Origin of the sequence: Candidatus Thiodubiliella endoseptemdiera (assembly GCF_964212635.1) — a bacterium.
Lineage (GTDB): Bacteria > Pseudomonadota > Gammaproteobacteria > PS1 > Pseudothioglobaceae > Thiodubiliella > Thiodubiliella endoseptemdiera.
In genome coordinates this window covers 984,927-998,077 of sequence record NZ_OZ156463.1, presented here as the reverse complement: position 1 = coordinate 998,077, position 13,151 = coordinate 984,927, and the positions used below count along the sequence as shown (strand labels likewise).

The 13,151-nt window shown below is 39.9% G+C and carries 13 protein-coding genes and 1 rRNA gene; 12 read left to right on the top strand and 2 right to left on the bottom strand.

Annotated features, from left to right (window positions below):
• Positions 1–153: 153 nt before the first annotated feature.
• The 6 genes from AB8525_RS05120 to AB8525_RS05095 all read left to right on the top strand — a co-directional run bounded on the left by AB8525_RS05120 (position 154) and on the right by AB8525_RS05095 (position 4,745).
• Entirely contained in the window at positions 154–930 is a 777-nt protein-coding gene (locus AB8525_RS05120; protein ID WP_369153075.1) for an adenylyl-sulfate reductase, read from the top strand.
• A gap of 33 nt (positions 931–963) precedes the next feature.
• Complete coding sequence (gene aprB, locus AB8525_RS05115) at positions 964–1,443, top strand: adenylyl-sulfate reductase subunit beta (RefSeq protein ID WP_369153021.1); 480 nt, start codon at positions 964–966, stop codon at positions 1,441–1,443.
• Positions 1,443–3,344, top strand: coding sequence for an adenylyl-sulfate reductase subunit alpha (gene aprA, locus AB8525_RS05110; RefSeq protein WP_369153020.1), 1,902 nt, complete (start codon positions 1,443–1,445; stop codon positions 3,342–3,344). The genes aprB and aprA overlap by 1 nt, the downstream gene beginning before the upstream one ends.
• Before the next feature lie 149 nt (positions 3,345–3,493).
• A complete protein-coding gene (locus AB8525_RS05105) occupies positions 3,494–3,850 on the top strand; it encodes a hypothetical protein (RefSeq protein WP_369153019.1) in 357 nt (118 codons plus the stop codon).
• Positions 3,851–3,861: 11 nt separating this feature from the next.
• Positions 3,862–4,371, top strand: a complete 510-nt coding sequence (locus AB8525_RS05100) for a peptidylprolyl isomerase (RefSeq protein ID WP_369178980.1) — start codon at positions 3,862–3,864, stop codon at positions 4,369–4,371.
• A 116-nt stretch (positions 4,372–4,487) separates the two neighbouring features.
• A complete protein-coding gene (locus AB8525_RS05095; RefSeq protein ID WP_369178978.1) occupies positions 4,488–4,745 on the top strand; it encodes a hypothetical protein in 258 nt (85 codons plus the stop codon).
• 164 nt (positions 4,746–4,909) lie between these two features.
• Here AB8525_RS05095 and AB8525_RS05090 read toward each other — a convergent pair whose 3' ends face one another.
• Positions 4,910–4,999, bottom strand: a complete 90-nt coding sequence (locus AB8525_RS05090) for a hypothetical protein (protein ID WP_369179021.1) — start codon at positions 4,997–4,999, stop codon at positions 4,910–4,912.
• Positions 5,000–5,548: 549 nt separating this feature from the next.
• On the bottom strand, positions 5,549–6,778 hold the full coding sequence (locus AB8525_RS05085; protein WP_369178976.1) for an IS256 family transposase: 1,230 nt from the start codon (positions 6,776–6,778) through the stop codon (positions 5,549–5,551).
• 292 nt (positions 6,779–7,070) lie between these two features.
• Here AB8525_RS05085 and AB8525_RS05080 point away from each other — a divergent pair, with 292 nt between their 5' ends.
• The 6 genes from AB8525_RS05080 (at position 7,071) to AB8525_RS05055 (ending at position 13,133) form a co-directional block, all read left to right on the top strand.
• Positions 7,071–7,223: a hypothetical protein gene (locus AB8525_RS05080; protein WP_369153012.1), complete on the top strand. Its 153-nt coding sequence runs from the start codon at positions 7,071–7,073 to the stop codon at positions 7,221–7,223.
• 195 nt (positions 7,224–7,418) lie between these two features.
• Positions 7,419–8,759 (top strand): tRNA uridine-5-carboxymethylaminomethyl(34) synthesis GTPase MnmE, encoded by a 1,341-nt coding sequence (gene mnmE, locus AB8525_RS05075; RefSeq protein ID WP_369153010.1) that lies wholly within the window; start codon positions 7,419–7,421, stop codon positions 8,757–8,759.
• On the top strand, positions 8,759–10,243 hold the full coding sequence (locus tag AB8525_RS05070; RefSeq protein WP_369178974.1) for a GAF domain-containing sensor histidine kinase: 1,485 nt from the start codon (positions 8,759–8,761) through the stop codon (positions 10,241–10,243). Before mnmE ends, AB8525_RS05070 begins: the two co-directional genes overlap by 1 nt.
• Positions 10,240–10,869, top strand: a complete 630-nt coding sequence (locus AB8525_RS05065; protein ID WP_369153007.1) for a response regulator — start codon at positions 10,240–10,242, stop codon at positions 10,867–10,869. The genes AB8525_RS05070 and AB8525_RS05065 overlap by 4 nt, the downstream gene beginning before the upstream one ends.
• Positions 10,869–11,339 (top strand): rhodanese-like domain-containing protein, encoded by a 471-nt coding sequence (locus AB8525_RS05060; RefSeq protein ID WP_369153006.1) that lies wholly within the window; start codon positions 10,869–10,871, stop codon positions 11,337–11,339. The genes AB8525_RS05065 and AB8525_RS05060 overlap by 1 nt, the downstream gene beginning before the upstream one ends.
• A gap of 259 nt (positions 11,340–11,598) precedes the next feature.
• Positions 11,599–13,133 (top strand): 16S ribosomal RNA (locus AB8525_RS05055).
• The last annotated feature ends 18 nt before the right edge of the window (positions 13,134–13,151 follow it).

Genomic DNA, 13,151 nt, shown 5'->3' with positions numbered 1-13,151 from the left:
GACTAATAGTATATAATTGCTGAGTTTTAAAATTTCTAATTTTAAAACTTGATGATTTTTTTGATGTGATTAACTACCTAAAGGAGGAATAAAACCATGATCACTAACACACCAATAGCCTTGCTTGCAGAAGCGGGCATCTCATACGAGACAATGCAAACTTATGTAATAATAATGGTTGCACTTGTTGTCGTAATGACAGTAATGGATATGTTGCACAAGCAAAGTGCTAAGTATTTCTTTGCTAACGCAAAGAAAGCCAAAGCAAATGCAACAACGCAGTTGAGTGCAGGCGATAAAGTCGGTATTGCAGCGGCAACAATCGCAACAGATGTTTTATCAGCGGGTGAGTTCCATAACCCAGTGCGTCGTTTGGTTCACTTGTTGACTATGTACGGTTTCATTTTGTTTAATGCAGCAACGGCAGTAATGATATTTACTGCAAATGGTGCTGACGCAACTTGGACGCAAATATGGCACATTGGTGCGATTATGTTACTCGTAGGTAGTTTTTGGTTTTGGTTTGCCTTTAAAGTAGATGTGGTTGCCGAAGGTAATTCACCTTTTAGTATTGACCTTAAAAGAGATGCGTTCAGTTTGTCATTAATGGCAACTTCTGTTGCTGCGTTAATTTGGTCTTTTAATACGGGTAACGGCGCTAATGTAAAAGGCTGGGAATTTGGTTTCGTCATTCTTGCTACTGCTTCATTGTTTGGCGGTGTTTACTGGTCTAAGTTTTCACATATGTTCTTTAAGCCATTTGCTGCATACGATAAACGAATCACCAAAGCGGATGGTTCTGCTGAAAACTTACCAACAATTACTAGAGATGAGTCTGAGCAACAGCAACGCCACTCTATGGAATTGTTAGTAGATGCACCTATGGATATGGGTCTTGGCATCAAGCGTGAAAAGCCACAGCACTACTAAAATTTATTTATTAATTAAACTAAGGAGAATAATATGCCAACTTTTGTATATATGACCCGTTGTGATGGTTGTGGACATTGTGTAGATATCTGCCCATCTGACATTATGCACATCGATAAGAAATATCGTCGTGCACTTAACATTGAACCTAACATGTGCTGGGAATGCTACTCATGTGTCAAAGCATGCCCACATCAAGCCATTGATGTTCGTGGCTACGCAGACTTTGCGCCGCTAGGTCACAGTGTTCGTGTAATTCGTGATGAAGAAAAAGGCACGATTGCATGGAAAATTAAATTTAGAGATGGTCGTGAGAAGAATTTCTTGTCACCTATCACTACTAAGCCATGGGGTTCTACAATCCCTGACTTTAGAAACGAAGCTGAGCCTACGGCCGAAGCGCGTAATTCTGAGTTATTGGCATTTGAACCTGAGTCAATTCGTTTAGACGATGGTGGTTTACATACGTTAGAGTCTAACGGTTTAAAACTTGTTGAAGGAGTATATTACTAATGAAAACTATTATTGAAGACAACATTGACATTTTAGTGGTTGGTGCAGGTTTAGGTGGCACAGGTGCTGCTTATGAAGCAAGACATTGGGGTCGCGACAAGAAGGTGATTATTGCTGAGAAAGCAAACATTGACCGTTCTGGTGCGGTTGCTCAAGGTCTATATGCGATTAACTGTTATATGGGTACTCGTTGGGGTGAAAATAACCCTGAAGACCATGTGCGTTATGCACGAATGGACTTAATGGGTATGGTTCGTGAAGACTTAGCTTTTGATATGGCTCGCCATGTTGACTCAGCAGTTCACAAATTTGAAGAATGGGGTTTACCATTAATGAAAGACCCTAAAAGAGCAGACTTGCCTGCAGATGATTTAGGTAAAGGTGCTTATATGCGTGAAGGTCGTTGGCAGATTATGATTCATGGTGAATCTTATAAGCCTATCGTTGCTGAAGCTGCTAAAGTGAATGCCGATAAGACTTTTAACCGTATTATGGTAACGCATTTATTGATGGATGATGCACAAGATAACCGTGTTGCAGGTGCTGTTGGTTTTAATGTGCGCACAGGTAACTACCATGTATTCAAATCTAAGACAGTTATTGTTGGTGCCGGCGGTGCTTCTAATATCTTTAAGCCGCGTTCAGTGGGTGAAGGTGCAGGCCGTGTTTGGTACGCTCCATGGTCATCAGGTTCTGCATACGGTTTATTAATTGAAGCGGGTGCAAAAATGACACAAATGGAAAATCGTATCGTTTTGGCTCGATTCAAAGACGGTTATGGCCCTGTTGGCGCTTACTTCTTGCACCTTAAAACTTATACTCAAAATGCTTATGGCGACGAGTATGAGTCTAAGTGGTTCCCAGAATTAGCAGAAAGAGTAGGCAAGGCATATCTTGATACTGAAAACCAACATTTCTCACACAAGCCTATTCCAACTTGTTTGCGTAACCACGCATTCATTTCTGAAGTAGCAGCTGGTCGTGGTCCAATTCACATGGTAACAGTTGAAGCATTCCAAGACCCACATTTAGAAGAAGTAGGGTGGGAAAACTTCCTAGGTATGACGGTTGGTCAAGCGGTATTGTGGGCTGCAACAGACATTGATCCTAAATACATCAACCCTGAGTTAACAACTTCTGAGCCGTATGTAATGGGTTCACACGCCACAGGTTGTGGTGCATGGTGTTCAGGTCCTGAAGATATTTCAGGTAATATTCCTGAGTATTTTTGGGGTTACAATCGTATGACGACGGTTAATGGTTTATTCGGTGCAGGCGACTCTGTTGGTGGAACACCACACGCATTCTCTTCAGGTTCATTTACGGAAGGTCGTTTGTCTGCTAAAGCTGCTTGTAAATATATTGATGACGGTAAAGCAGAAGGTATCAATGTTTCACAAAAGCAAATTGATGAGCGTAAAGCGCAAATCTTCAAACCTTTAGAGACTTACACAGTAGGTCGCAACGAAATCGTTGGTGGCACTGTATCGCCAAGCTACATCTTGCCATTCCCTGGTCTACAGCGTTTACAGAAGTTGATGGATGAGTATGCAGGCGGTGTAACGGTTCAGTATATGACTAACGACAAACTTCTAAATATGGGACTTCATAAATTGAAAATCCTAGAAGAAGATTTGGAGAAAGTGGGTGCAGAAGACATTCACCAATTGTTGCGTGCATGGGAACTTAAACACCGTCATCGTACTTCTGAGTGTGTGGTCCAACACACCTTGTTCCGTGAGGAAACTCGCTGGCCTGGTTACTACTACCGTGGCGATAAAATGAAACTTGACGATGAAAATTGGCATGTTTTAACTACCTCACAACGCGATCGTACTACTGGTGAATACAAGATGGAGAAACAACCTTTGTACCACTTAGTGGGTGACGCTGAGAAGTAGAAATCTCGCTTAACAAAGATTTAGTAACAAGTCTTTGTTGGAAACAATAAAAAACCAACATTTTATGTTGGTTTTTTATTTTAAGCAGACCTTTATAGGCATTGGATAATATTCAGTGTCTATATGAGTCTTAAATAAAATAAAAAATTATGAATATTATTGAAAAAACAGATGAGGAAATTTTAGCGATTGCCAATCCATTTTGGAATGACTTAGTGAAATATTCTAACAATAAAAATTACGGTGCATTTACCAGAAATTTTTCTGAAGATATGCTTCGTGGTGCAAATGAAATTGAAATGGGTAAACAATTTGCCCGCAGTAAATTGACTAAAGGGTTAGAAAAAGACCCTGAGTATCTAGGGCTAATTCGTCGTGGTGAACATGTAACTGTGCTTTACAAACAAACCAACAAAAACAGAGTGGGAGACGAATATCTTGGGCGTTTAGTATTGGGCTATAATGAAGAGGGCGAGATTAAAATTTTCGGTGCAACTATTTTTTAAAGGCTAGAATAATGATTATTGAAGACGGAAAATTTGTTGAATTAAATTACAAAGTGATAGACAAAAAAACCAAAGATATTTTATCTGCAGTTGAATTTCCACTCGGCTATATACACGGCATCAGCGAAATTTTATCACCTGAAGTAACAGCAGAACTAGTAGGGCAAGAAAAAGGCGATGTGATTGAGTTACCCATTAACTGCGACCTAATTTATGGACCAAGAGATGAGTCATTAGTATTTACCGACCACCTCGAAAATGTACCAAAAGAATTCCACAAAGTCGGCAACACAGTTACTATGGAAAATGAAAATGGAGAGCCCAAAGATTTTATTGTTACCCGTGTCGATGAAAAATCAATAACCATAGATGGTAACAACCCACTCTGTGGCAGAGAAGTTATTTTTATCCTAACAGTATTGACAGTGCGTGAACCAACTGATGAAGAGGCAGCAGCAGGCGGTCCTATCGATGCCGAACCACCAGAACTTAAAATGCCAAATGCACGCAAAATTCACTAACCTCTAACTTTTATAAAACTGATATTATTATGGCAATAGACTTTACCCAATCCGAAACCGGAATTATTAAAAAACATATAGATGCCCGTTGGACAAAAAAAGACCACGGCTTACACATGGGCGACATTGAAGTTGGCGATGTAGAAAAACCTTCAGCCGTTTGGGAAGATGGATACTACACCTTTATTGTCATTAAAATGGCAGACAGCATTTATAAAAATATGTTCTACTTTATGCGTGACAAACGCTTTGATACTGGCACAGACGAGTACACCGACCTTGATGAATGCGTAGATTCCATTATGAAAGCACAAGCTGACTTTTCTTTATCAAAAAACACCAAGGGTTTGAATGTAGAAATTAATAAAGAATAATTATACAAAAGTCTCAATGAAAAACCTTTGTATGAATCAATCTCCCAAACTTGTGGATAATAGCCCCCATTATTTCACTAAAGCACACCTAATGTTTACATTCACCTTTGATGTAATTGACTATATGGACGAATTCGTAACAGTCTAATTTACTTAAACACATTTCAAGCTACTTTTTTCAATTCAGCCATCTTCTGAACAGGTGTAATATACCCAATTGCTGAATGACTCCTTTTGTAATTATAAAAATAAATATAACTCTCTATATTTTCTACTACTTCGTTATGATTAGTGAAGCTTTGGTAGTTTCATCTCTCAGTTTTTAAACTTTTAAAGAGTCGTTCCATCACTGTGCTCGGGGCATTGTTCCAACAATTGCCACCTACTCTAGGTAATATGTTTGTACAGTATTGCACATAAGTTTATTGATGTTTTGATATAGTACTTTGCAATACATCTTTAAATAATTGAGCATTAGGCTGTTTTGACAATGCCCAGCTCAAAAACTACCTTAGTCCTAAATCTAGAACACTGGCTAAATAACACACAGCCTTGATAGGTCTTAATATAGGTAATATCACCCACTCAATGAGTATTGATTGATTATTTAAAGACACTTACATCCTGTGTTTGCCATAAGTATGCCTAACTTCAATGGCAGTTTATTTGATGAATTTAATCATAGTATTGGTATTATCATTGGCTGATTTATCTTTGATCCGATAGTAATAACTGTTATAAGGAAGTTTTAGAATTGGCGAGAGCGTAAATTAAACTGTGTAAATCCGCCTTTTCACTCTTAACTATTTCTCGTATTTTTCCATAATCTCATCAAAAAATATACATAATTGAGGGTAAATCTCACCCCAGTTTCTAACTCTAGTTCTTTGCCATTTTTCCTGTATTTGTTGTGTTGCCAAGTATACCATTTTAAGCACTGATCCTTGTGTTGGGAATGAGCCCTTAGATTTGGTTTTCTTCTTGATAATAGCATTTAATGATTCTATTGGGTTAGTTGTGTATATCAATGTTCTAACGCTTTGCGGATACTTAAAGAATGTTGATAGCTCACTCCAATGGTTATGCCATGATTTGGCAATATTAGGGTATTTTTTATCCCAAATATGTTTAAATTCATCTAGTGATAATAATGCCTGCCCTTCGTTTAAAGCCGTGTAAACAGCTTTTAAATCTTTAGCAACTGCCTTTGTGTCTTTCCAAGACACAAATCTTAGCGATGAGCGGATTTGGTGAACAATGCAGCGCCGAACCTCAGCTTTTGGGTAAACAGCCTCTATTGCTTTATTAAAGCCATTTAATCCATCAATAGCAAAGATTAAAACATCGTTAATACCACGCTTTTTAATATCGTTTAACACTGTGAGCCAGTACTTAGATGTTTCGTTTTCACCTATCCAAAATCCAATAATCTCTTTTTTACCTTCAAGACTTACACCCAGCATAATATACACAGCAATGTTTTTAACCACAGAATCAATCTTGATTTTAAGTACGGTAGCATCCATAAATATGATGGGATAAATCGCCTCTAAAGGACGATGCTGCCACTCATCTACCTTAGCCATAATCTTCTCGGTAATGTTGGATATGGTGGTGGTAGATAGCTCATAACCATACAAATCATCAAGATGATTTTGAATGTCTCTAACGCTCATGCCTTTGGTATAAAGAGACAAGATTAAATCCTCACTGCCGTCTAAAATGACTTCACGCTTTTTGACTAGTTGTGGCTCAAAACTGGCTTGCCTATCTCTGGGGATGGCGACATCTATATTGCCATACTTGGATTTTAAAGTCTTTTTGTTATGCCCATTGCGATAATTACGACCGTCGTTATCTTTTAGTGATAACTGATTTTTTTGATAGCCAAGATGGCTTGATAGTTCTTCTTCGCTAGCAGTTTGAATAACCTCTCGCATTATGTTTTTAAATTCATCTGCGATGTTATCAAGGGAGGTAAATTCCCCTGTTTGGATTTGTCTTTTTAGTTCGTTGTGGTTGATTAAACTCATTTGTGTTTCTCCTTGTATTTTTAATGCTTTTGATTTTATAGGATCAAAAGCTTTTTAAGGATTTACACAGTTTAATTTACGCTCTCCAATCAATAGTGTATTTTGATTGTTCGCTGTAAACGAGGCTTTTTTTCTAGTGATCCTTTTGGGTATTTTTTAAGATTTCATTATTCTTTCGCGAACGCCAAAGTTGTTTTTTTTAAGCGATTGTACTTCTTGTTTCGGGCATCTGCTCACTTATTTCAGCTAGGTTTCCTTATAGTTTTTGTTATAAGGAGACCTTTGCATAAATATGAATAATCATCAAAACGCCATCTTTCATCAAATTACAAACTTTTTAAAAACACCCTTAGCCCTGCTAGGAGTGGATTTAAAAAATTTCCAATTTAATAAAATCTGTCATTTTGCTAATCATCCCTATTTATGCAAAGGTCTCATAAGGTGACATCAATATCAATCCCTGACAAGGTCGAACCTTGTCATAAAAAAAACCAACTTAATTGCTGGGTTCTTTAATGATTATTTTAGAGGCAAGTCCTCTAAAATAATCATTAAGCAGGAGGCTGGTTCGTTTTTATGACGAAGCAGAGTGAGCCTTTCGCTGATAAAATACAGGTTAATAAAACTATCAGGTTTTTTGATGAATAAGTCAACTACAATTTGTGCATTAGCAAGTGCTTTAGGACAAGGCGGTATCGGTATTGTGCGGGTTTCTGGTGCAGGTGTGGTTGAGATTGCTAAGTGTATGCTTGGGCATATCCCCAAAGCGCGTTATGCACATTATGGTTCGTTTTTTAGCCAGGATGGCAGTGAAATTGATAAAGGCGTGGCGTTGTTTTTTCCAGCACCACATTCGTTTACGGGTGAAGATGTTTTAGAATTACAAGGCCATGGTGGTATTGTAGTGATGCGTTTGTTGTTAGAGGCTGCGATGTCATTGGGGGCAGTGGCGGCTGAACCAGGGGAGTTTTCTAAGCGGGCTTTTCTGAATGGAAAAATGGATTTGGTGCAGGCGGAGGCGGTGGCAGACATTATTGATGCCAGTTCGCAGCAATCGGCTCGTTGTGCACTTAGGTCTTTATCGGGTGAGTTTTCTGATCAGGTGAATGCCTTAACGCAGGCATTGATTGAACTGCGGGTTTTTGTTGAGGCGACGATTGATTTTTCTGATGAGGAGATTGATTTTTTAGCCTCAGGGGAGGTTAAGAAGAAGATTGAAAAGATTGGAAAGGACATTCAAATGATTTTAAGTGCTGCTGAACAAGGTGCGATTTTAAGAGAGGGGTTGAATGTTGCGATTGCCGGCAAACCAAATGCGGGAAAATCTTCTTTGTTGAACGCGTTAACGCAGGTTCCCAGTGCGATTGTAACGGATATTGCGGGGACGACACGGGATGTGTTAAAAGAGACGATACATATAAAGGGTATGCCACTGAATATTATTGATACGGCAGGTTTACATATAAGTAAGGATAAGGTAGAGCAGGAAGGCATTAAAAGAGCGTATTTGGAAATCGAACGGGCTGATGTGGTGTTGTTGGTGTTTGATGCACAAGATGAGGCGCCAGATTTGTCAATTTTACCGAGTGGGCTTGAGGGTAAGCCGATATTGTTGATTAAAAATAAGGTGGATTTAACTGATGATGCTGTGGGTGTGTCGTATTTAGACCACCAAACACAGTTGTCTCTTTGTGCCAAGAAATCAAAAGGGATTGATTTATTAAAACAAAAACTTTCAGAGATTGCGGGTTTAAACGATACAGGCGAAGGGATTTTGTTGGCACGCAAACGACATATTATTGCCTTGGAGGCAGCATTCGAGTCCGTGCATAGTGCGTTGATACAACTGGATAATAGTGCCAGCGAGTTAATTGCCGAAGATTTACGCCAAGCTGCACAAGATTTAGGTAGTGTCACGGGCGAGTTTTCCTCTGACGATTTGCTGGGTGAGATTTTTTCTTCTTTTTGTATTGGTAAGTGATGGGTATTAAAACTAAATTTTATCTTTATTTATTAACAACGATTATTTTATCGCCGTTTTTATTCCGTGAATTAGTATCAGTCTATCAGTCTCCTAATATGATAGGGGCAGTATTTGTTATCTTGATATTGTTAGTTTATTTAGGTTTATATATTGCAATTCGCAAAGATTTTTTATCTCCATTTAATGATTTGCAACAATGGGTGAATGACTACAATATCGATCAAAGTGCGCGTCTTAGCGACAAGGAAAAAACTACCTTTCAACCTGTAGCCACCGCAATCAACCATTTAATTGACGAAAATCAATACTTGTATGACGATATGGAAGATATCTTGCACAAACAAGTTCAGCGTTTGAGTAAAAAATCTGCCTCGTTAGAAACCCTTTACAGTGTCTCATCTAAGCTCAATTCCATGCATTCCAGCACCGAATTATTTGAATATTTTTTAGATATTTTTATGAAAATGACACTCGCTTCTTCGGGCGTAGCACGCTGTTTAAGTGGTGATGACGAACTACATTTAGTGGCACAACGCGGGGTAATTGACACCCAAGGGCAAGTTACCAATGTTTTGAATAGCGACTGTTTTTGTGGCGAAGTGGCAATGGCAGAAACCACTTATGTGCAATTTAGTATCCATACCTGTGCAAAATGTGTGGGTGAAAAATCCGAAGTTAAAGACAATGTCGGCACGATTTTTATCCCTTTAAAGTATCACGGCAAAACTTTGGGTATCTTCAACTTATTTTTTGACACCGAGCCATCACTTGCTTTTGACGAACGCGCATTATTAGAATCCATTGCTGATAATATCGCCATTGCACTTGATAAATCACGACTTGATGAGGAAACCAAACGCATGGAACTTTCGCAAGAAGGTTTGTTTTTATCACAGGAAATTCACGACTCTTTGGCACAAACTATTTACAGTTTAAAATTGCAAGTAACTGTTTTGGGCGATATGTTAAAACAAGGAGATAAAGTCAATGCGGATGAAAAAGTAACCAGTTTGCAATTAAATATTACTCAAGCAAATCAAGAGCTTAGAGAATTAATGTGTAACTTCCGTGTGCCATTAGACCCACGAGGCATTGAAGTCTCATTAGCAAATTTAGTCAATCGTTTCAAAGCCGAAGAAGGCATTGCCACTTATTTACAAGTAGAGGGTAAGTTTAATTTAACCCCAGAAATGGAAATGCAGATTATGCGTATCACCCAGGAAGCCCTGTCCAATATTCGTAAACACGCTCAAGCACGGAATGTGCGAATTTTATTTTCTGCTGAGCCATATTGTCAGTTGTTGATTGAAGACGATGGCGTGGGCTTTGAAAAAAGGCAGTTAGATATCGAAACAATGGGAAATAATATCGGTATGAATATTATGCAAGAACGCGCTCAACGCATTGGTGCTCAAATTGAGATTGAATCCGAAGCCGACGAAGGCACCCGAGTTATTGTTACTTTTGGAGAAAATGCATGAAAGTTTATATCATTGATGACCACGCCCTATTTCGCAACGGACTCGTGTCATTATTAGAATCCAGAAAAATCAGTGCTAAATCTGCCTCATCGCCTGAACAAGGAATTGATGAAATCCCAGACTTATTGGTTGATGTCATTTTATTGGATTTGCGGATGCCAAGTATGTCAGGCATTGAAGTTCTAAAAGCACTCAAAGACCAAGGTGAAGAAACCCCAATCGTAATGCTCACCACTAGCACCGAAGAAAATGATTTACGCGATTGTTTAAAATACGGTGCACAAGGGTACCTATTAAAAGATATGGACCCAGATGAACTGGTCAATGCACTAATTGAAATTCAAACTGGTTCAATTATCGTGGCACAAGATATGACCCCTGTCTTAGCAAAAGTATTGCGTAACGAATTAACCGACAGTGAGCCGTCTTTTGAAACACTTACCAAGCGTGAAAAAGAAGTGGCTTGTCAAATTGCTATCGGGCATAGTAATAAAGTCGCTGCCAAAGAATTGGGTATTTCAGACGGCACGGTAAAACTGCATATGAAATCAATTTTGAAAAAATTAAGCCTGTCATCGAGAGTAGAAGTCGCTGTAATGGTAACCAAAAAAGGAGTGTGTAAATAATGGACGATTATCAAAAATTAGTCGCAAAAGCATTAGAAACGGTGGACGAAGTGATGCCATGGGATTTGGAAGAAGACAAATTAAATTCAAATTTAATACTATTAGACATAAGAGAGCGGGACGAATTTGAAATGATGCACATTCCAAATTCCATCCACATCCCCCGAGGCACACTGGAAGGTGCTTGCGTTTGGAACTATGACGATACCAACCCAGCACTTGCACAAGCTAGAAATCAAAACATCATTCTTATCTGTCGTTCAGGCAATCGTAGCGTCTTAGCAGCCCAAACCATGCAACAAATGGGCTTTGAAAATGTGCGCTCATTAAAACTGGGTATTAAAGGTTGGAATGACAACGACTTTGAAATGCTCGATGTAAAAGGCAACATTATTGATATTGATGTCGCTGATGAATGGCTTAACCAAAAGGTTTCAGAAGAAAAGTTGCAACCAAATTCACAATCTTAGGAATTATTTTCACAAAAAAGTAAAATAGTTCTTGACGGATGAATTTATCCTTGTATAATTGCCACCTTTCACTGAGACAAAGAATTTATTTCCAAGTCTTAGTTGCTCTTTAAAAATCTATCAAACAACTTGTGTGGGCACTCGTACATTAATTGTGCAAGTGCACATAAAAAAACTAAAGCAAATTAAGCTTTTAAAAAAATTGAACGCAAAGCGCACTTATTTATAAGTGTTGCCAATGTTCTAAATAGTTAGAATTGAACTGAAGAGTTTGATCCTGGCTCAGATTGAACGCTGGCGGTATGCTTAACACATGCAAGTCGAACGGAAACGATAAGAGCTTGCTCTTAGGCGTCGAGTGGCGGACGGGTGAGTAACGCGTAGGAATCTACCTAGTAGTGGGGGATAGCCCAGAGAAATCTGGATTAATACCGCATAATATCTATGGATTAAAGTGGAGGATCTTCGGACTTCACGCTACTAGATGAGCCTGCGTAAGATTAGCTTGTTGGTGAGGTAAAAGCTCACCAAGGCGACGATCTTTAGCTGGTCTGAGAGGATGATCAGCCACACTGGAACTGAGACACGGTCCAGACTCCTACGGGAGGCAGCAGTGGGGAATATTGGACAATGGGGGCAACCCTGATCCAGCAATACCGCGTGTGTGAAGAAGGCCTGAGGGTTGTAAAGCACTTTCAATTGGGAAGAAAAGCTAGCAGTTAATACCTGTTAGCCTTGACGTTACCTTTAGAAGAAGCACCGGCTAACTCCGTGCCAGCAGCCGCGGTAATACGGAGGGTGCAAGCGTTAATCGGAATTACTGGGCGTAAAGCGTGCGTAGGTGGTTTGTTAAGTCAGATGTGAAAGCCCTGGGCTCAACCTAGGAACTGCATTTGAAACTGGCAAACTAGAGTATAGGAGAGGAAAGTGGAATTTCAGGTGTAGCGGTGAAATGCGTAGATATCTGAAGGAACATCAATGGCGAAGGCAGCTTTCTGGACTAATACTGACACTGAGGTACGAAAGCGTGGGTAGCAAACAGGATTAGATACCCTGGTAGTCCACGCCGTAAACGATGATAACTAGCCGTTGGGGGGGATTTACCTCTTAGTGGCGAAGCTAACGCGTTAAGTTATCCGCCTGGGGAGTACGGCCGCAAGGTTAAAACTCAAAGGAATTGACGGGGACCCGCACAAGCGGTGGAGCATGTGGTTTAATTCGATGCAACGCGAAGAACCTTACCTGGTCTTGACATACACGGAACTTTCCAGAGATGGATTGGTGCCTTCGGGAACCGTGATACAGGTGCTGCATGGCTGTCGTCAGCTCGTGTCGTGAGATGTTGGGTTAAGTCCCGTAACGAGCGCAACCCTTATCTTTATTTGCCAGCACATCATGGTGGGAACTATAAAGAGACTGCCGGTGATAAACCGGAGGAAGGCGGGGACGACGTCAAGTCATCATGGCCCTTACGACCAGGGCTACACACGTGCTACAATGGGAAGGACAAAGGGTCGCTAAGCCGCGAGGTGGTGCTAATCTCATAAACCTTTTCGTAGTCCGGATCGGAGTCTGCAACTCGACTCCGTGAAGTCGGAATCGCTAGTAATCGTAGATCAGAACGCTACGGTGAATACGTTCCCGGGTCTTGTACACACCGCCCGTCATACCATGGGAGTGGGTTGCAAAAGAAGTGGGTAGCTTATCTGGGCGCTCACCACTTTGTGATTCATGACTGGGGTAAAGTCGTAACAAGGTAACCCTAGCGGAAGCTGGGGTTGGATCACCTCCTTAAGAAAAGTCCGAGTGTCC